Origin of the sequence: Glycomyces xiaoerkulensis, assembly GCF_002798405.1 — a bacterium.
GTDB lineage: Bacteria > Actinomycetota > Actinomycetes > Mycobacteriales > Micromonosporaceae > Glycomyces > Glycomyces xiaoerkulensis.
Window position 1 is genome coordinate 283,716 of sequence record NZ_PGGV01000033.1, and the last position, 19,592, is coordinate 303,307.

18 protein-coding genes, 1 tRNA gene and 1 pseudogene are annotated in these 19,592 nt (G+C 69.2%); 19 read left to right on the forward strand and 1 reads right to left on the reverse strand.

The window, feature by feature from the left end; genetic code table 11:
* The first annotated feature begins 84 nt into the window (after positions 1 to 84).
* From CUT39_RS14900 to CUT39_RS14970, 16 genes and pseudogenes are all read left to right on the forward strand, one after another.
* On the forward strand, positions 85 to 738 hold the full coding sequence (locus CUT39_RS14900; protein WP_100447919.1) for an LppX_LprAFG lipoprotein: 654 nt from the start codon (positions 85 to 87) through the stop codon (positions 736 to 738).
* Positions 725 to 2,209 carry an MFS transporter gene (locus CUT39_RS14905; protein ID WP_100447921.1) on the forward strand — a complete coding sequence of 495 codons (1,485 nt, stop codon included), beginning with the start codon at positions 725 to 727 and terminating at the stop codon, positions 2,207 to 2,209. Before CUT39_RS14900 ends, CUT39_RS14905 begins: the two co-directional genes overlap by 14 nt.
* A 66-nt stretch (positions 2,210 to 2,275) precedes the next feature.
* Entirely contained in the window at positions 2,276 to 2,566 is a 291-nt protein-coding gene (locus tag CUT39_RS14910) for a GNAT family N-acetyltransferase (protein WP_100447923.1), read from the forward strand.
* Positions 2,567 to 2,663: 97 nt separating this feature from the next.
* Entirely contained in the window at positions 2,664 to 3,194 is a 531-nt protein-coding gene (locus tag CUT39_RS14915; RefSeq protein ID WP_100447925.1) for a hypothetical protein, read from the forward strand.
* A 283-nt stretch (positions 3,195 to 3,477) separates the two neighbouring features.
* Complete coding sequence (locus CUT39_RS21515; RefSeq protein WP_269799167.1) at positions 3,478 to 3,600, forward strand: hypothetical protein; 123 nt, start codon at positions 3,478 to 3,480, stop codon at positions 3,598 to 3,600.
* Positions 3,597 to 5,291 carry an ABC transporter family substrate-binding protein gene (locus CUT39_RS14920; RefSeq protein WP_100447927.1) on the forward strand — a complete coding sequence of 565 codons (1,695 nt, stop codon included), beginning with the start codon at positions 3,597 to 3,599 and terminating at the stop codon, positions 5,289 to 5,291. The genes CUT39_RS21515 and CUT39_RS14920 overlap by 4 nt, the downstream gene beginning before the upstream one ends.
* Positions 5,292 to 5,967: 676 nt before the next feature.
* Entirely contained in the window at positions 5,968 to 6,993 is a 1,026-nt protein-coding gene (locus CUT39_RS14925; protein WP_100447929.1) for an ABC transporter permease, read from the forward strand.
* Positions 6,986 to 7,900 (forward strand): ABC transporter permease, encoded by a 915-nt coding sequence (locus CUT39_RS14930; RefSeq protein WP_100447931.1) that lies wholly within the window; start codon positions 6,986 to 6,988, stop codon positions 7,898 to 7,900. The genes CUT39_RS14925 and CUT39_RS14930 overlap by 8 nt, the downstream gene beginning before the upstream one ends.
* 3 nt (positions 7,901 to 7,903) lie before the next feature.
* The gene (locus CUT39_RS14935; RefSeq protein WP_100447933.1) at positions 7,904 to 9,010 is read left to right on the forward strand and encodes an ABC transporter ATP-binding protein; all 1,107 of its coding nucleotides are present in this window, start codon (positions 7,904 to 7,906) and stop codon (positions 9,008 to 9,010) included.
* 5 nt (positions 9,011 to 9,015) lie between these two features.
* Positions 9,016 to 10,050 (forward strand): ABC transporter ATP-binding protein, encoded by a 1,035-nt coding sequence (locus CUT39_RS14940; protein ID WP_100448283.1) that lies wholly within the window; start codon positions 9,016 to 9,018, stop codon positions 10,048 to 10,050.
* Positions 10,051 to 10,235: 185 nt separating this feature from the next.
* Positions 10,236 to 10,318 (forward strand) — tRNA-Leu (locus CUT39_RS14945).
* Positions 10,319 to 10,859: 541 nt separating this feature from the next.
* The gene (locus CUT39_RS21520; RefSeq protein WP_100447935.1) at positions 10,860 to 12,686 is read left to right on the forward strand and encodes an ATP-binding protein; all 1,827 of its coding nucleotides are present in this window, start codon (positions 10,860 to 10,862) and stop codon (positions 12,684 to 12,686) included.
* A complete protein-coding gene (locus CUT39_RS14955; protein WP_100447937.1) occupies positions 12,686 to 13,117 on the forward strand; it encodes a roadblock/LC7 domain-containing protein in 432 nt (143 codons plus the stop codon). The genes CUT39_RS21520 and CUT39_RS14955 overlap by 1 nt, the downstream gene beginning before the upstream one ends.
* On the forward strand, positions 13,117 to 13,488 hold the full coding sequence (locus tag CUT39_RS14960; RefSeq protein WP_100447939.1) for a DUF742 domain-containing protein: 372 nt from the start codon (positions 13,117 to 13,119) through the stop codon (positions 13,486 to 13,488). The genes CUT39_RS14955 and CUT39_RS14960 overlap by 1 nt, the downstream gene beginning before the upstream one ends.
* Positions 13,466 to 14,065: pseudogene (locus CUT39_RS14965) on the forward strand (GTP-binding protein); the annotation flags it as partial. The gene CUT39_RS14960 and the pseudogene CUT39_RS14965, both read left to right, overlap by 23 nt.
* 19 nt (positions 14,066 to 14,084) lie before the next feature.
* The gene (locus tag CUT39_RS14970; protein WP_100447941.1) at positions 14,085 to 14,672 is read left to right on the forward strand and encodes a GAF domain-containing protein; all 588 of its coding nucleotides are present in this window, start codon (positions 14,085 to 14,087) and stop codon (positions 14,670 to 14,672) included.
* 157 nt (positions 14,673 to 14,829) lie between these two features.
* On the opposite strand, the gene CUT39_RS14975 is transcribed toward CUT39_RS14970, so the two are convergent.
* Positions 14,830 to 16,023: an acyl-CoA dehydrogenase family protein gene (locus CUT39_RS14975; RefSeq protein ID WP_100447943.1), complete on the reverse strand. Its 1,194-nt coding sequence runs from the start codon at positions 16,021 to 16,023 to the stop codon at positions 14,830 to 14,832.
* 414 nt (positions 16,024 to 16,437) lie between these two features.
* On the opposite strand from CUT39_RS14975, the gene CUT39_RS14980 reads away from it, so the two are divergent.
* The 3 genes from CUT39_RS14980 (at position 16,438) to CUT39_RS14990 (ending at position 19,431) form a co-directional block, all read left to right on the forward strand.
* A complete protein-coding gene (locus CUT39_RS14980) occupies positions 16,438 to 18,177 on the forward strand; it encodes a bifunctional metallophosphatase/5'-nucleotidase (RefSeq protein WP_100448285.1) in 1,740 nt (579 codons plus the stop codon).
* Positions 18,178 to 18,323: 146 nt separating this feature from the next.
* Positions 18,324 to 19,109: a Bax inhibitor-1/YccA family protein gene (locus tag CUT39_RS14985; RefSeq protein ID WP_157930703.1), complete on the forward strand. Its 786-nt coding sequence runs from the start codon at positions 18,324 to 18,326 to the stop codon at positions 19,107 to 19,109.
* Between the two features lie 7 nt (positions 19,110 to 19,116).
* Positions 19,117 to 19,431 carry a hypothetical protein gene (locus CUT39_RS14990; RefSeq protein WP_100447947.1) on the forward strand — a complete coding sequence of 105 codons (315 nt, stop codon included), beginning with the start codon at positions 19,117 to 19,119 and terminating at the stop codon, positions 19,429 to 19,431.
* Positions 19,432 to 19,592 lie beyond the last annotated feature (161 nt).

Below are 19,592 nucleotides of genomic sequence, written 5' to 3' on the forward strand. Positions count from 1 at the left end.
GACGCCCCGGACCGCAACGCCGCGTGCCTCACCCCGCGGCGTCGGCGGGGGTCGGCGTTGCACCGCCGACCCTAAGATGGCGCCATGAGACAGATTCCCCTCGCCCTCGGCGGCGCCGCGCTCCTGGCACTCGGCGCCTGCTCCGGATCGGGCGACGCTCCGGCCGCCGACGAGACGATTCCGGACGCGGCCGAGACCATGGCCGAGGCCGAGAGCGTGTTCTTCACCCTCGAAGTGGACGGCGAGGTCGACGGGCTCGACATCGGCGCCGCCGACGGGACCGTCACCGCCGCCGGCGACGCCGAGGGCAGCGGCGTCATCACCGCCATGGGCATGGACGTTGAGGTGTCCTACGTCATCCTCGGCGAGGACGCCTACGTCAAGGGCTTCACCGGCGACTACCAGCAGGTCCCCGTCGGCGGCGACGAGCTGCCGTACAACCCCACGATCATCCTCGCCGGCGACGGCGGGATCGCGACCCTGCTGTCGGCCTACGACGAGGCCGAGGCCGAGGGGACCGAAGAGGTCGACGGCGTCGACGCCTTCCGCTACCGCATCGTCTTCGACCCCGAGGTCTTCTCCGATTTCATTCCCGCGGAAGGAGACTGGAACGAGGCCACCGTCTGGTTCGACCAGGAGCACCTGCGCGTGGTCAAGGCCGAGTTCACCGAGGGCGACGCCGCGGTCACCATCCACCTGTCCGACTACGACGAACCGGTGACGATTGAGGCGCCTTAGGCAGGCCGGCCCCACCCGGCGGCGGGTGGCGATCGGCGCGGCCGGCGCCACCGTCCTCATCGGGTCGATCGACGCCTACGTCCTGGTGTCGGTCCTGGTCGACATGATCCGGGAATTCGGCATCCCCGCCAACCACCTCGAACGCGCCACCCCCCTGGTCACCGGCTACCTTCTCGGCTACGTCGCGGGCATGCCGCTGCTCGGGCGGCTCTCGGACCGCTTCGGACGGCGCGGCGTCATCCACCTGTGCCTGGCCGGGTTCGCCGTCGGCTCGCTCATCAGCGCCACCGCGACCGACCTCACCCCGCTCATCGCCGGCCGCGCCCTCCAAGGCCTCGCCGGCGGCGCGCTCCTGCCGGTGACCATGGCCCTCGCCGCCGACCTGTTCTCCACCCGCAGCCGCGCGGTCGTCCTCGGCTGGGTCGGCGCCGCCCAGGAGCTGGGCGCCGTCATCGGCCCGGTGTTCGGAGCCGGGGTCGCGTTCCTGATCGGCTGGCGCGGCATCTTCTGGATCAACCTCCCGCTCGCCGTCCTCGCCGCCCTCGCCATCCACTTCACCGTCCCCCGGGACACCGCCGGACGCGGCCGGGAGCGGGTCGACTTCGTCGGCGGGGCCCTGCTGGCGGTAGCGCTCGGGCTCCTGGTGGTCGGCCTCTACAATCCCGAACCGGCCGAAGCGGTCCTGCCCTCCTGGGGCCCGCCGGTCATCGCCGCCGGCGTCGCGGTCCTGATCGCCTTCGGTCTCTGGCAGTGGCGCTCACCGGTCAAGCTCCTCGAGCCCGCCGGCGTCCGGTGGCGGCCGTTCGGGCTCGGCCTCGCCGCCAGCCTCGCCACCGGCGCGGCCCTCATGGTCACCCTCGTCGACGTCCAGCTCATGGCCCAGACCCTCCTCGGCAAGGACTCGGCCGGCGGTACCCTGCTGCTGCTGTGGTTCCTCGTCGGGCTCCCGGTGGGGGCGATCCTCGGCGGCCGGCTCACCGCCCGGTTCGGGGAGCGCATCCCCGCCGTCGCCGGGCTCCTGGCCTCGGCCGCCGCCTACCTCGTCATCGCGAACACGATCCCCGACATCGCGCCCGGCCTGGTCCTGGCCGGCCTCGCCCTCGGCATCGTCATCGCCCCGCTGTCGGCGGTCGCCCTCCGCGCCACCCCCGAAGGCCGGCACGGCATGGCCTCGGCCGCCGTCGTCGTCGCCCGCATGATGGGCATGCTGCTGGGCGTCGCCGCCCTCACCTCCTGGAGCCTCCACCGCTTCCAGCGGGCCACCGCCGACCTGGACACCCCGCTGCCGTTCGGCATCTCCGAAGCCGAGTACCGGGCCCGGGAAGCGGCCTATCTCGACGCCCTCGACGCGGCCCTCGCCGTCCAGTACAGCGAGGTGTTCACCGCCACCGCCGTCGTCTGCCTGGCCGGGGCACTCGCCGCCGCCGGCCTCACCGGCAGGGCGGAGCGCCCGGTGCCCGCACCGCGCTGAGCCCGTCCGGTACGGATTGGCGGCGTTCGGGGCCGAGCAGACCCGATCGGGGCTAGGCTTTCGGGCATGGCAGATCTGGTCGTGGCCGACAACCCGGACGAGCACCGCTACGAGCTGCGCGACGAGTCCGGAAACGTGCTCGGATACCTCGAATACCTCAGCCGCGGGGAGTTCATCGTGCTGCCGCACACCGAGGTCGACCGCTCGCTGCGCGGGCGGGGGCAGGGCGGCAGGCTCGCGAGGTTCGCGCTGGACGACCTGCGCGACAAGGACGCCAAGGTCTACGTGACCTGCCCGTTCATGAAACGCTGGATGGACTCCCACCCCGAGTACGAGGACATGCGTCACCAACCGTAGTCCTCGCCGTCGGACAGAATTCACCTCCGGGCAAGGCTCGAGTTCATTCATCGTTCACCTGGGGCCGCAGCATCGTGCCCATGCGTTCCCTCCCGGCGTGCGGGGCCGGCTGATGCTCTCGGCGCTCGTCCTCCTCCGCCACGCGTCGGCCTCGACCGCGGCCGCCCGGCTCGGCCCGCCCGAGGCCGGTCGCGCCCGCGCGATGGCCGACTTCCTCCAGCTCTACAGCCCCGCCGTGCTGCGCAGCGCCCCCGGCCGGGCCTGCACCGCCACCCTCGCCCCGCTCGCGGCCCGCCTCGAGCTCGCCGTCGAGACCAGCGAGGGCCTGACCGCCGACGACCCGAAGTTCCCCGGCGGAGGCGGCCCAGCCCACACCGCCGCCTGGCTCGCCTCCCGCGCCTCGGCCGCCCTGCCCGACGATCCCCGCCGCACGGCCGTGGTCTGCGCCGAGGGCCCAGTCCTCGGCGCCCTCCTGGTCGCCGTCGCCGCCCGCGACGCCCACGACCTGTCCGCCTACGACCTGGCCCTGCCCCTCGACGGCGCCGCCGACCTGCCGCCCGGCTCCGGGTGGGTCCTCCACCGCGACGACGGCCGCCTGATGGACGTCAAACCCCTCGCCCCGCGGTGAACCTCCGAGCGCCGGTCGGCCTCCGGGCTCCCGTGCGCGGCGACTCCAGGGGTACCATCGTCCACACTGTGCCGCCCCCACCGCAATCGAATGCCTGATGCGCCGGTCCCCGTCCGGTAACGTCTGCATCACGAACACCGGGCGTCGCCGGTGCATCGAGGGGCGGTGCAAAGTGGGGAGACGTTCACAATGTCACGGAATTATCACGAATGGACTCCAGTTGGTCACCGGGTAGTTCCGCACCGGAGCGCCCCTGTCTAATGTTGCAAACACACCGCCGAGGGTGACACAGACCGCCGACTCCGAGCCGGAGCGCGGCGGACCCACCGCTTCGAGCGAGGCGACGACGCTCTCGCTCCCCAAACCCAGCGACGGCCTCGGCAAGAAACTTGGAGGAGATCTATGACCCTGAAGCGGAGAGCAGCGGCAGGCATCGCCATCGCCGCATCGTCCGCTCTCGCCTTGTCCGCCTGCGGCGGCGACGGCGGCGACGGAGAAGACGGCGGCAGCGAAGACGCAGTGGTGACGTGGGCCATCGCTTCCAGCTGGGGAGACAGCTGGAACCTGTGGACCACCGAAGGGAACAACTCGTACCTGCGTCAGGCCATAACCCCGATGATGGCCAAGGGCGGCGAGTTCAACCCCGACGGCGAGTGGGAGTACAACGACGCCGTCTTCGGCGCCGAGCCCGAGCTGCTCAGCGAGGAGCCCTTCCAGGTCGCCTACACGCTGAACGCCGACGCCAACTGGGGTGACGGCAACCCGATCACCGTCGACGACTTCATCTTCGCCTGGCACGCGGCCTCTGGCCTCGAGGAGCACTGCGATGAGCAGTGCGCTCCGGCCAGCACGACCGGCTGGGAGCAGATCGAGTCCATCGAGGAGACCGACGGCCAGATCGTCGTCACCTACCAGGAGGGCTACCTCGACCCGGAGTGGAGCATCAACTACGAACCGCTCCGGCTGCCGGCCCACATCGCCGAGGAGAACGGCTTCGAGGACTGGGCCTCCGACCCGGCCGTGATGGGCGAGGCCGTCGTCTGGTTCAGTCAGAACCCGCCGACCTGGTCGGCCGGTCCCTACATCGCCACCGACTTCGAGGCCGGCGAGTACATCACCTATGAGCCGAACCCCGAGTACGCCGGTTCGGCCGAGCCCGCTCTCACCGAGCTGACCCTGGAGGTCGTCGAGGGCACCGACACGCTCGTCACCGAGCTGCGGAACGGCTCGATCGACGGCGCCTGGCCCACCGCCTACGACGGCGAGGCCCTCGCCCAGCTCGACCAGGAGCAGGACCTCTTCTACGAGGTCTTCGCGGGTTCGATCTGGGACCACTTCGACTTCAACACCAACAACGAATTCCTGTCCGACGTGGAGCTGCGCCGGGCGATCTTCACCGCGATCGACGTGCCCGACATGATCGAGCGCGTCTACCCGGAGGCGGGCCTGCAGCAGAAGACCAACCACATCTTCTCCGAGAACTCGCCGTACTACGTCGACGCGATCTCGGAGACCGGCCAGGGCTCGGGCGACGTCGACGCCGCACGCACGATCCTCGAGGACGCCGGCTACGCCTGGGACGGCGACGCGCTCACCACCCCGGACGGCGAAGCGGTCAGCATCGACCTGCGCATGGGCGCCGGCAACCAGCCGCGCGAGCAGATGGCCGAGCTAGCCCAGTCCTACCTGTCGGAGATCGGCGTCGAGGTCGTCCTCGACCCGATCCCGGACGGCGACCTGGCCGACGTGCTGTTCGGCGCCGAGTACGACATGATCCTGTTCGGCTGGTCGGGCAACCCGGCCTTCACCGTCGGCCCGTGCCAGTTCTGGTGCTCCGACTCGGACTCGAACTTCGGCGGGCTCGAGGTCGAGGGGCTCGACGACGTCCTGGAGGGCGTCCGCGGCACTTCCTCGCTCGACGAGGCCGCCGAGGCGGCCAACGAGGCGGTCGAGATCGTCACCGAGAACGCCTACGTCCTGCCGATCTCGGACCAGCCGCAGTCGAACATCTTCAACGACCGCGTCGGCGGCCTGGAGATGAACGGCAACAGCCAGTCCGGCCCGCTCTGGAACGTCGAGGACTGGACGGTCGAGTAGCACCGCACGTCCCAGCGACGACGACACGGATCGACCGATAGCGCGGGGCCGGCCCCCAGGGCCGGCCCCGCGCGACGTTCCAGAGCGAGTAGATAGACTCCTGTGGTAACGGATTTATAACGAACGAAGCTCATCTGTTCGTCGGGAGGGGCACCCGGGCCCCGTTCCGTGGAAAGCTGTATCCCGCGCCACCCGCCACCCGGGATGCGCCCCGTTCCGCAGCGAGCCCGCCCCCGGCGGCCGCACACCCGGCCCCATCGCGGAGCGACCCTGGAACCCGCAAGGAGTCAAGTTGCGACGACCGAAGCCGGCAGTGGCACGCCCGGCGACCGCCTCGACCGCGGCGGCGCGGACGACCTTCGACGACCTCGAGCTCGAAGCCGTCGACGACCCCGGACCGGACGGGAATCCGAATCGGCTCGGAGGCGCCCTCGACTACGATGAAGCCGCCCGCATAGCCAACGAAGCCGACGAACCAGGTGGTCCCGGATGCCTACGTATTGCCCACCGTCGATACTCTGGTCGCGGTCCTCGCCTCCCCGACTCCGGTCCAGGTCGGCGGCGACCGGGCCATGCGGTAGCGCGCCCGCTGCGACACCGCGGAACGGAGCGCCCGTGACCCGGCCCGAAACCCCTCCGTCCCCGCACGGCACGCATTCGGAGTTATCGAGGAACCATGCTTGCATTCACCTTCCGGCGCATCGTCATGATGGTCCCCATCCTCCTGGGGGCGTCGATCCTGTCGTTCGCCCTCGTGGAGACGTCGGGCGACCCCGTCCAGGAGCAGATCTTCCTCATCGAGCAGTCGACCGGGGACCCGGTATCGCCGGACGTGGTCGAGGAGCTCGAGGCCCAGCTCTACTACGACCGGTCCATGCCCGAACGCTACTGGCTGTGGCTCACCGGCATCGGTGAGACCAACGGCGACATCGGCCTCATCCAGGGCAAATGGGGACCGTCGGTGGAGGGCCCCACCACCGACATCGGCGGGGAGGTCGGCGAGCGCTTCTGGATCACCGTCCGCCTGGTCCTGCTGGCGGTGGTCGCCTCGGTCGGCATCGCGATCCTCACCGGCGTGATCTCGGCGGTCAAGCAGTACTCGGCCGTGGACTACCTGCTCACCCTCGTCGGTTTCGTCTGCCTGGCCCTGCCCACCTTCTGGTTCGCCACCCTCGTCAAGGAGGCCGGCGTCGCACTCAACGGCGCCTTCGGCACCGACCTGTTCAAGACCTACCGCGACTCCACCAGAGGCTTCCAGGGCAACGGCTGGGAGGTCCTGCTCGACGCGCTGCCCTACATGATCCTGCCGACCTTCGTGCTCATGCTCACCAGCTACGCCTCCATGGCCCGCTACCAGCGGGCGGCGATGCTCGAAGTGCTCAACTCCGACTACGTGCGCCTGGCCCGCGCCAAAGGCGTCCGCAACCGCACCGTGATGCGGCGCCACGCCCTCCGCACCGCCCTGATCCCCATCGCCACCTTCGCGCCGCTGGCCATCGTCACCGCGATGGGCGGCTCCCTGGTCGTCGAGCGCATCTTCGGATGGAACGGCCTGGGGGCCTACGCCTACGATTCGATCAAGGCCGCCGACTCGTTCGCGGTGATGGCCTACCTGCTCATCGCCGGCGTACTCACGCTCATCGGAGTGCTGATCTCCGACCTCCTGTACGGCGTGCTCGACCCGAGGATCCGCTATGAGTGACAGCATCAAACGCACGGACTACTCCGCCGAGGCCATCACCACCAAGGAACGCAGCCAATGGGAGATGGTCCTGCGCCGGTTCCTGCGGCACCGGCTCGCGGTCACCAGCCTGATCCTGTTCGTGCTCATCGTCCTGTTCGCCTACGTCGGCCCCTTCCTGTGGAAATGGGACCACACGCTGCACCGCGAGATCCCGTCCCTGGCCGGACCGACCCTCGACCACCCGTTCGGCACCGACCAGGTCGGCCACGACATGCTCGGCGCGGTCATGCGCGCCACCCGGCAGTCGCTCAACGTCGCCCTGACCGTGGCGTTCGGCGCCACCGCCATCGGCTCCATCGTCGGGGCGGTCGCCGGCTTCTACCGCGGCATCGTCGACGCGATCCTGATGCGCATCGTCGACATCCTCTTCGTGATCCCCTTCCTGGTGATCACCGCCGCGCTCGCCGGCAACATCAGCGGCGGCACCACCTGGTGGCACATGGCGATCATCCTGGCCGTCTTCGGCTGGCTCGGCACCGCCCGCGCCGTCCGCGCCGAGGTCCTGAGCCTGCGCGAGAAGGAGTTCGTCGAAGCGGCCCGCTCCGTAGGCGGCAGCGACGCGCACATCATCTTCAGGCACCTGATCCCCAACGCCACCAGCATCATCATCGTCTCGGCCACGCTCCAGATCGCCTTCGCGATCCTGGCCGAGACGACGCTCTCGTACCTCAACCTCGGCATCCAGCCACCCGACACCTCACTGGGACTGCTGATCCAGAACGCGGGCGGATCGGCCTTCAACGAACGCTGGTATCTGTTCTACATCCCGGGGATATTCATCATCCTCATCGCGCTCACCATCAACTTCGTCGGTGACGGACTGCGCGACGCGATGGACCCCCGGCAGACGATGGTGAGGCGGTAGACGATGGACGTGACGGTCAACGGCACCAGGGCCGACGGCACCCGCGATGTCGCCAAGGGCGACATCGTGCTCGAGGTCGAGGACCTCAACGTGTCCTTCCCGAGCGACGACGGACCCGTCCACGCCGTCCGCGGGGTCAACTACGAGCTGCGCCGCGGCCAGTCGCTCGGCATCGTCGGCGAGTCCGGCTCGGGCAAATCGGTCACCTCCCTGGCGATCATGGGCCTGCTGCCCAAGACCACCCGGATCACCGGCTCGGCCCGGCTCGAAGGCCGGGAACTGCTCGGCCTGGGCGACGCTGCCCTGTCCCAGATACGCGGCAAGCGGATCTCCATGATCTTCCAGGACCCGCTCACCAGCCTCAACCCGGTCTACACCGTGGGCGCCCAACTGATCGAGGCCATCCGCGTCCACTACACCGACGTCTCCAAGAAGGAGGCCCGAGACCAGGCGATCGAGCTGCTCGACACCGTCGGCATCCCCAATCCGAGCCAGCGCGTCGACGCCTACCCGCACGAGCTCTCCGGCGGCATGCGCCAGCGGGTGGTCATCGCCATCGCCATGGCCAACAACCCGGACGTCATCATCGCCGACGAGCCGACCACCGCGCTCGACGTCACCGTGCAGGCACAGGTACTCGAGGCCCTCGAGCGGGCCCGCGAAAGGGTCCACGCCGCGCTCATCCTCATCACCCACGACCTCGGCGTCATCGCCGGCCACACCGACGACGTGCTGGTGATGTACGCCGGGCGCCCGGTCGAGGTGGGCACGGTCGACGAGATCTTCTACGAACCGCGCATGCCCTACACCCTCGGCCTGCTCGGCTCCCTGCCGCGCATGGACGAGGCCCGCGGGCACCGGCTCAGCACCGTCCACGGCACCCCGCCGTCGATGGTGCACCTGCCGCCCGGCTGCCCGTTCCGGCCGCGCTGCCCGATGGCCCGGGACGTCTGCGCCGAGACCGAGCCCGACCTGCTGCCGACCGGTCCCAGCGGGCACGTGTCGGCCTGCCACTTCGCCGACGAGCTCGAAGGCAAGACCCCCGACGAGGTGTTCGCCGCCGACACCGCCGACCCCGACCTCGGCGACGACCAGGAGGAGGACCAGTGAACGCGATGCTCGACACGCCGCAGACCCAGACGCCGCCGGTGATCTCCGGAAACGACCTGGTCAAGGAGTTCCCGGTGCGCTCGAAGGGGATCGTGCGCCGCAGGATCGGCTCCATCCAGGCCGTCTCCGGCGTGACCCTCCAGATCGGGGCGCACGAGACCGTGGCGCTGGTGGGCGAGTCGGGCTGCGGCAAGTCCACCACCGCGCGGCTGATGATGAACCTCATCGAGCCGACCTCGGGGGAGGTCCTCTACGACGGGCGAGACCTGACCAAGCTCAGCCGCAAGCAGATGCGGCCGATGCGCCGCGACATCCAGTTGGTCTTCCAGGACCCGATGGCCTCGCTCGACCCGCGCATGCCCGTCTTCGAGATCATCGCCGAGCCGCTGCGGGTCCACGGCCTGTTCAAGCGCGACGGCCGAGAGCGGGTCAACGCCCTGATCGAGACCGTCGGCCTCAACCCCGAGCACCGCAACCGCTACCCGCACGAGTTCTCCGGCGGGCAGCGCCAGCGCATCGGCGTCGCCCGAGCCCTGGCGCTGGAGCCGCGGGTGCTCATGCTCGACGAGCCGGTCAGCGCGCTGGACGTGTCGATCCAGGCCGGCGTGATCAACCTCCTGGAGGACCTCCAGGACGAGCTCGGCCTGTCGTACCTGTTCGTCTCCCACGACCTGTCGGTGGTGCGGCACATCGCCGACCGGGTGGCGGTGATGTACCTGGGCAAGATCGTCGAGGAGGGCACCACCGACGACCTGTTCGCCGGTCCGGCGCACCCGTACACGCAGGCGCTGATGTCGGCGATCCCGCTGCCGGACCCGCGCAAGGAGCGCTCCAGGGAGCGGATCGTCCTGGTCGGCGACGTGCCCAGCCCGTCCGATCCGCCTTCGGGCTGCCGCTTCCGCACCCGCTGCCCGCTGTTCCAGACCCTTTCGGAGGGACACCAGCGGGCGTGCATCGACATCGAACCGCCGCTGCGCACCGATCACGAGGGCCGCACGCGGGCCGCCTGCCACTACGCCGAGCCCAAGCAGTTGGTGTAGGCCGGATCGCCCGCGCCGCAGCGGGAGTTGCGGCAGTGGTGCATGTGACTGTTTGCGCCCCAGTGGGGTCGCACCGCAGCGGTGCGACCCCACTGTCGTACTCCCGACAAAACCCGGTCTCGCCGTAGCGGAGCGCGTTCGAGTGAACCACGCGGGGCGATTTCTCGATAGCGTTTCTCCTACGGGCCCGAGTGGTGGAATCTGGTAGACACAGTCGGCTTAAAACCGGCCGTCGCGCGGCTTGCGGGTTCGAATCCCGTCTCGGGCACAGCCGTCGCCGCTAAGGGGCTCAACGGCACCGGTCCGCCGGTCCGGTGCCCGCCCGCCCCGAAGTGCCTGCCGGGCATCGAGTATGGTCGACCGCATTGTGCGTGAGCTCCCCTATACGGGCGGTACCCCGAGCCCGACGCTCCGTCTCGCAGGCGGTCACGAACCGCTACGGTGCGCCTGGTCAACAGGCGCACACCTGTCCGATTGCGTCCTTGCGGCGCCGTGTTCCCGATTCATCTCCATGTTGACTGAGATGGGTAGGCATGCTATCCAGGGAAAGAGCGCTGATACCATCGTGTCGAACCAGACGGCGGGGAGCCGGTTTCCTTCTGCTGCAATGACTTTGCCACTTTCCGGTATCGCGAAGTCAATTGGCCTGTGTCGTGAGGATGGCGATGCCCGAAATACCTCGGTCCACAACCCATAGTTATCCATCGAATGGCCCGGCCCTCTCCGGCGGACCGGCTCCCGCAGCCGGCCAGGGCCCGCCCAACGGAGCGGCACCCGCCGGCCCCGCCTATACGGCCGCGCCCACCCAGTTGAACGGCGCGGCGCCCTCCGACGGCCGCCCGCAGGACCGTCCCGAACCGACCGCGAACGAGCACACCGACCTCCGCGCTCGCCTGCTGCGCCTGGCCCTGCTGCCGATGCTCGGCGCCGCCGGAGTCGGCACCGCCGTCGCGGCCCTGGTCTGGCGGGTCGACCTCGGCTCCCGGCCGGTCTGGGTCCCCGCGCTCGTGCTCGGCGGCGCGGCCGCCGTGCTCGCCCTGATCGCCTACCTCGCCGCCCGCTCCGCCTCCGGCGTCGAGGAGGACGTCGGCCGACAGGTCGCCGAGGTCCGCCGGTCGGTGGTCGAGACCCACTTCAAGATCTGGCAGATCCTCGACGAGATGCAGCGCAACCTGCCTCTCGAACAGCGCTGGGCCATCCCGATGCCGAACCAGGCCCACCAGCCGGCCACCACCGACGAGGCCCTGCGCGTACTGACCGCCGAGGCGCGACTCCTCCGCCAGGTCGCCGACGCCCTGATCGCCCGCGGCATCCCCAAGGCCGCCCCCGCCGCCCACCAGAACAACGGTGCGCCCCCGCCCGCGTCGGCCCCCGCCGTCCCCACTCCGATCGAGACCGCCTCGGTCCACTCCCGGGTCGGCATCTTCGTCAACCTCGCCCGGCGCCTGCAGTCGCTGGTGCACCGGGAGATCGAGCAGCTCGACGACCTGGAGAACCAGGTCGAGGACCCGGACCTCCTCAAAGGACTGTTCTCGGTCGACCACCTCGCCACCCGCATCCGGCGCCACGCCGAGAACCTCGCCGTCCTCGGCGGCGCCCCCTCGCGGCGCCAGTGGTCCCGGCCGGTCAACGTCTACGAGGCCCTGCGTTCGGCGGTCGCCGAAGTCGAGCAGTACGCCCGCGTCAAGCTGGTCCGCCCCATCGACGGCAACCTCAAGGGACACGCCGTCGCCGACATCATCCACCTGGTCGCCGAGCTGGTCGAGAACGCCACCTCCTTCTCGTCCCCGCAGACCCAGGTCCTCATCCGCGTCCAGAAGGTCCGCGCCGGACTCGCCGTCGAGGTCGAGGACCGCGGCCTCGGCATGGAGCCCGACGAGCGCGACCGCTACAACCGGATGCTCGGCGCCCCCGACGAGGTCGACCTCGACGAACTGCTCGCCGACGGCCGCATCGGCCTGTACGTCGTCGCCTCCCTGGCCCGCCGCCACGGCCTCACCGTGCAGCTCCAGACCAACATCTTCGGCGGCACCCAGTCGATCCTCATCATCGCCGAAGAGCTCCTCGGCGACGCCCCGACCTCGGCGCCCGCCCCGAAGGCCGCGGCACCGGCCGCCCCCTCACCGGCCCCCGCCCAGAGCGACATCCCGGTCCGCCGGCCCTCCGAACCCCCGCAGCCGGCGCTGCCGTCCGTCCAGATGTCGCACAACGGCGCCGAGACCGGCCGCCATCACCTCCCGCAGCCGGCCGTCGGCACCGGCCACGACCCCGCCCCACCGCGGGTCGCCCCCGGATACGGCCCCGCCCCCACCTACTCGCCCGCCAATCCCACCTCGCCGGCCGGCTACGACACCCTCGAGACGGCCACCGTCGATGCGCCCCGCACGGGCGGAGCGGAACCGAGCCGCGACGTCGACAATCGCCCGGCACTGCCGAAGCGCAACAAGCAATCCCACCTCGCTCCGCAGTTGCGCGAATCCCCGCAGCCTGCGGCCCGCGGGTCCGAGGCCGGACACGACCCGGGCCTGATGAAGGCGTTCCAGCAAGGGCTCACCAAAGCCGACACGCAGGACGACCCCAACCAGATCCCCAACTCTGGCAGTTCCGTTACTCCGAACAGACACGAGGAGGCCTAATGGCAGGCGATGAGGCAGCGGCGCAAACGACGGATCTTAGTTGGCTGCTGGCAGGCCTGATAAAAAAGGTCCCGCATACCCGCAGTGCCCTCCTGCTGTCATCGGACGGCATCAAGAAGGCGTTCCACGGGCTCGGCAACGACGAGGCCGACCAACTCTCGGCGATCTCGTCGGGCATGTTCTCGCTGGCGCGCAGCGCCGGCGCCCAATTCGGCTCGACCGGCGGCGTCCGCCAGGTCGTCGCCGAGCTCGACGACACGCTCCTGTTCGTCTCGACCGCCGGTGCCGGCGCCGTACTGGCGGTCACCGCCGGCCGCGACGCCGACGCCGGCGTACTCGGCTACGAAATGTCCATCCTGGTCAAAAGCGTCCGCCCCTACCTGGAGACGCCCGTGCGCAACACCGCCGCCAGCGGCGAGATGGTGGGCTGATGTCCGACTTCGAGGACCACCCGCTGCTCGACGAGGACGCCGGCCCGCTGGTCCGCCCCTACACGGTCTCGAAGGGCCGCACGGCCCCGAGCGCGGACCTGGACCTGCTCTCACTGGTGTGCGCCACCGGGCAGCTACGGCCCTCACAGCTCGAAGCGGAGCACGCCGAGGCCCTGCTGCTATGCCGGGAGCCGATCTCGGTCGCCGAGGTCTCGGCGCACCTGCGTCTCCCGGCCATGGTCATCAAGGTCCTGTTGGCCGACCTCGTCGACGTCGGGGCTCTCACCGCCCACGCCCCCGACTCCGCCGTCGATCCCACCGACCGAACCGTATTGGAGGCACTCCTCAATGGCCTACAACGGCGACTCTGAGCGTTCGCCTGCACAACCCTCCCAGCCGGCCCTGCCCACCGCCATCAAGCTCCTGGTCGCAGGAGGGTTCGGCGTCGGCAAGACCACCTTCGTCGCCGCGGCGAGCGAGATCGAACCGCTCAGCACCGAGGAGACCATCACCACCGCCAGCATCGGCACCGACGACATGACCGGCCTGGGAAATAAGGAGACCACCACCGTAGCCCTCGACTTCGGACGGATCACCCTGGACCTCCGCCACATCCTCTACCTGTTCGGCACCCCCGGCCAGGACCGATTCTGGTTCATGTGGAACGAACTGTCCGACGGCGCGTTCGGCGCCGTGGTGCTGGCCGACACCCGGAGGCTGTCCGACTGCTTCTCGGCCCTCGACTTCTTCGAACGACGCGGCACCCCGTTCATCGTGGCGGTCAACGAGTTCGACGGCTCGTTCCACTACGACCCGGAGGAAGTCCGCACCGCCCTGGACCTCAAACCCGACATCCCGATCGTCTGCTGCGACGCTCGCGACTCGCGATCGGCTACCATCGTGCTGGTCACCCTGACCAAGCACCTCATGGCCGCCGCGTCGGCGACCGCCCGGTTAGGAGCTGCACATGAGCGACCACCAAGACTTCAGACTCACCATCACACCCGACGATCCCATGGCACGCGATCGAGTCGAGCGCCTGCGCAAGCTCGGCATCGACAACGAACCCGACCCCGAATTCGACGGCCTCGCCCGCGAACTGACCGAGGTCACCGGTGCCCCCTACGCGATGGTGAACTTCATCGACGAGGAACACCAGTACTTCGCCGGCCTGGCCGTCCCGGCCGGCGACGGCTCCTCGGAGGCGCTGGCGGGGGCCGAGGCGGCGCCCGACGTGGGCCGGGAGATGGACCGCGACCACGGCTACTGCCCGCACGTGGTGGTGCGCCAGAAGGCACTGGTACTCGGCGACGTCTGCGACTACCCGCGCTTCGCGGGCAACCCGGTGGTCGACAAGATCGGCATCCGCTCCTATCTGGGCGCGCCCCTGATCGACGACGAGGGCAACACGCTCGGCACGGTGTGCGTGGTCGACACCGAGGTCCACGACTGGGGCCGCCCGGGCCTGGAGATCATCAAGGACATGGCCGCCAAGGTCATGGACCACATCCGCGACCGCTCCGATCAGGACGGGCGGGAGCAGACGGGGACGTAGACCGAGGAGGCGGCCCCGGCCGCCTCCTCGCGGTTCGGTTCCGGTCGCTTCGCGCGGCCCGGCCCGTTCACGCTCTGGCCGATCCCTCCAGAGGTGCGCGGGGCGCCGCTCTCCGTACTCAGGCAGCGTCTGGCCGATCCCTCCAGACGTGCCGCGGCTAGGAGACCGCGACCGGCTCTCCGTGGACGATCCGTTCGGACCACTGGCCCCGGGACCGCCCGAGCGACTCTTCGGCCAGCCGCAGCCGCTGGATGTCCGAGGTGCCGGCCGGCGCGAAGATGTGATATGCGTCGCGCAGGTACCGCTCGATCGGCCGGTCGGTCGACAGCCCCGCCGCGGCGTGCACCTCCATTGCCTCGCGGGCCGAGTCCAACGCGGACTCGACGTTGACGAGCTTGGCGTTCATCAGCTCCACGTCGCACGCCATGCCCTGGTCGAGCAGGTGCACCGCGTGGTAGGCGGTGAGGCGCGCGGTCATGAGCCGGGAGGTCATCTGGCCGATCTTCTGTTTGATGTTGTCCAGTTCCGACAGCGGCTTGCCGTAGAGGTGGCGCTCCTTGGCGTACTTCACGGTCGCGTCGAGGATCGCCTGGTGGATGCCGAGCGAGACCGCGGTCAGGTTCGAGCGTCCGTAGAGGATCGACGACGAGTACGCCACCGGCAGCCCGTCGCCCTCGGCGCCGAGCATGTTGGCGGCCGGGACGCGGCAGTCGTCGAACCGCAGCTCGCCGAAGCTGAATCCGTGCAGGCCCATCGTCGACTGCTGCGGCGAGAGCGCGAAGCCGGGGCGGTCGGCCTCCACCAGGAAGGCCGACAGGCCCTTCGAGCCGAAGCCGGTGCGCACGACCACGCCGTGCAGGTCCCCGACGTGGCTGTTGCCCACGAAAACCTTGTGGCCGTTGAGGATGTAGTCGGAGCCGTCGCGGGTGGCGGTGGCCTGCATCCCGAGCACGTGCCCGCCCGAAGCGGTCTCGGTGACCGCGATGGTCGGCAGGCACCTCCCGGAGGCGACCGCCGGGAGCCAGGTCTTCTTCTGGACGTCGCTGCCGAAGTGGATGATCTTGGCGACCCCGAGCTGCGAGGCCTGGACCATCGCGCCCATCGCGCCCGAGACGCGGGAGAGCTCCTCGATGATGATCGTCTTGGCCAAGTGGCCCATGCCCATGCCGCCGTACTCGCGCGGAACGGTGACGCCGAGCCAGCCCTGTCGAGCGATGAGCTTCGACAGTCGCTCATGGACGATACGGGTCGCCTCCATCTCGGGGATTCGGGGCCGGACTTCGCGTTCGGCGAAGTCCCGGACCTCCTTTCTGAGGACCTCATGCTGGTCGTTCGTGAAGTAGCCGGTCATAGGTACCCCCTGTGGGCATGTCAGGACTACCCGTCCCAACCGCCTGGTCGACGGTCCCCACCATGTTGCGACGAGCTGTTATACGAGTATTCCTCGGAGTGACTGTAGCAATCGTTATCGGGTGGGGCAACCGTAGGCTTTGTGGACAAATCGTCGTTACGGTGTGGTAACAACCCGTTGTGGCGCAAGGGATTTGCAGTCACATGATTACTCTCGGAATTCGGGATGGAGGATGTGCGGAAGGGGCCGCTGTGCTATTGGAAAGCCCTTTTCGATCCACCGGAACCCTTCACTCGGCCGTTGCCGGTCCGCTATGTTCTATTGACCGGAGCGAAAACGTCCCATGATTGGATGAAGCTCGGAGCGACCTGCCCCGCGCCTTCCCGTCCGACCCCCTGGAGAGCGACCTTGAAGATGAAACCGAAACGTTACCTCGCGGCCGCCACCGCCGGCGCAGTGGCCGCGGCCGTGCTCGCGTTCGGCGCCGGATCCGCCGACGCCGGCCCCGGCAACGGCCCCGGCCACGACAACGGCAAGGGCCACGGACGCCAGGTGGACCTGCAACTGCTGGCCATCAACGACTTCCACGGCAACCTCGAGGCCGGCGACGGCCTCACCCACGAACTGCACGGCGAGGAAGTCCCCGCCGGCGGCGCCGAATACCTTGCCACCCACCTCGAACAGGCCCGCGACGGCCAGCGGTACAGCACCACCGTCGCCGCCGGCGACCTCATCGGCGCCAGCCCGTTCCTTTCGGCCGCCTTCGGCGACGAGCCCACCATCGAATCGCTCAATGCCATGGGCGTCGAAGTCTCCAGCGTCGGCAACCACGAGTTCGACAAGGGCATCGACGACCTGAACCGCCACATCGAAGGCGAGGCCGACTACGCCGGCGCCGACTTCCCCTACCTGGGCGCCAACGTCGTCGACGAGGCCACCGGCGAACCGGTCCTCGAGCCCTACTGGATCAAGAAGTTCAAAGGCGGCGTCCGGGTCGGCTTCATCGGCATGACCCTCGAAGGCACCGGCGACATCGTCGCCAAATCAGGCATCGAGGGCATCGAGTTCCTCGACGAGGTCGAGACCGCGGAGAAATACGCCGCCGAGCTCACCGGCCGAGGCGTCGACTCGATCGTGGTGCTGCTCCACGAGGGCGGCGTCCCGGTCGCCGAGGACACCGGCCACGACTGCGAGTCCCTCGACGGGTCCGGCGTCGGCATGTCCGGCCCGATCGTCGACATCGCCGAGGACATGACCGCCGAGGTCGACATCGTCGTCACCGGCCACACCCACCAAGAGTACGTCTGCTCGGTGCCCGACCCGGCCGGCCAGAGCCGCATGGTCACCTCCGCCTCCTCCTACGGACGCGTCTTCACCGAGATCGAGGCGAGCTACGACAAGCGCACCAAGGACATCGTCCGCTCCTCGGTCACCGGCTCCAACACCGTCGTCACCCGCGACGTCGAGCCCGACCCGTTCCAGACCGACCTCGTCCAGCAGCACCTCGACGACGTCGAAGAGGTCGCCAACCGCCCGGTCGGTTACATCGCCGAGGACATCACCCGGGGCGAGACCCGCGCCGAGGAGTTCGGCCTCGGCAGCCTCATCGCCGACGCCCAGCTCGAACGCACCGCCGACCCCGACTTCGGCGGCGCCGACATCGCCTTCATGAACCCCGGAGGCGTCCGCGCCGACCTGCTCTACGACGAAGGCGACCCCGGCGTCGTGACCTACGGCGAGCTCTACACCGTCCAACCGTTCAACAACTACCTGGTGACCATGGACCTGACCGGCGACCAGATCCTCACCATGCTCCGGCAGCAGCTCCCGGGCGAGGACCGCGACACCACCCTGTTCATGCAGGTTTCCGAGGGCTTCACCTACACCTGGGACACCGGTGCCGAGGGCACCAACCAGATCGTCGCCGACTCGCTCACCCTCCACGGCGAACCCATCGCCGCAGACCAGACCTACCGGGTCACGGTCAACTCGTTCCTGGCCGACGGCGGTGACTCGTTCCACGTCCTCGCCGAAGGCACCGATCGGGTCACCGGCGAGATCGACCTCGACGCGTTCGAGGCCTGGTTCGCCGAGAACTCCTCGCCCGAATCCCCGGTCGAGGCGCCCGAGCCGGGCCGAGTGAACGTCATCTGATACCGGACCGGAACAGCGGCAGCGGCGGGGGAGCAGGTCTCCCCCGCCGCTCATGCGATTCCCAGCGGCGACCGGTTACGCTTATGGTGCCCTGACATAAACGGAGGACCGCAGACATGCAGAGCAGAAACTCATCCCTCAGAAACATGATGAAGAGCCAGTACACCGAGCAGCAGCGCATGGGCTCGGCATACGGGCCCTACGGGCAGATGACCCAGGCGCCGCAGGTCGAGTCCATGCGGATCGACGACGTCATCGTCCGGACCGTCGCACTGGTCGCCGCCACCTTCGTCGCGGCCATGGTCACCTGGTCCATGGTCTCCAGCGGCATCGAGAACGGCGACGAGTCCGCGATCTCGACGGCGATGACGCTCGGCACCATCGGCGCCCTCGTCGGCCTCGGCATCATCCTGTTCTCGATGTTCAAACCGGTGATGAATCCGGTCGTCTGCTTCATTTACGCGGCCGGACAGGGCCTCCTCCTCGGCGGCGTCAGCGCCGTATTCGAGAACATTTACCCGGGCATCGTGGTCAACGCCCTGCTCGGCACCGTACTCGTCTTCGGCGGGATGCTGGCGCTGTACAAGTTCCGCATCCTCAAGAACTCGCCCATGTTCACCAAGATCATGGTCGGCGCCGGTTTCGGCATCTTCGCCCTGATCCTGGTCAACTTCGGCGCGAGCATGTTCGGCGCCGACCTCGGCCTGTTCGCCGCTCCCGGCGAGTCGGTCTCGGCGCTCCAGTGGATCATCACGATCGGCATCACCGTCTGGGCCGCGCTCTCGTTCATCCTCGACTTCGACATGATCGAGCAGTCCGCCAACGCGGGCGCCCCCAAGAAGTTCGCCTGGGCCGGCGCGTTCGGTCTCACCGCCGGACTCATCTTCCTGTACTGGAACCTCCTGCGGCTGCTGAGCTACTTCCAGGAGTAGCCCCCGCATGGAACCGACACTCGAGCGGGCGATCGGGCGCGTCGTCGAAGGCACGCGCCACTGGTCGCCCGCTCGCTGGTCTTCCGGCGGCAACGCCGAGGCGATGCACGCCCTCGTTCAGGCCCTGGCCGACCTCGACGCCGAAGCCGAAGGCGAGCCCCGACGCGAGGTTCCCCGCCTGGCCAGCGACCTCCACCTGCCCGACCAGCTCCAAGTGATCGGCCTCGACCTCCTCGACGTCGCCGACCGGCTGACCCCCGACCAGCAGAGCCGCATCGAAGAGGTAATCCGAGAGGCTCGCCAGACGCTCTTCCGCCCGTGACCGCTGAGGGCGCGGGTTCACCTTCGGCTGTCGGGCGTGTGGTCGCACCGTCGGCTAGCATCCGGCCCGGCTGAGCGGGAGCGTTTCCGGGTGCGGGCATGACGGAGGGCTCGAACCCTCTCTTGGAGTTCGAGCTGAGCGCTCTGTGCTCACCCCCGCCG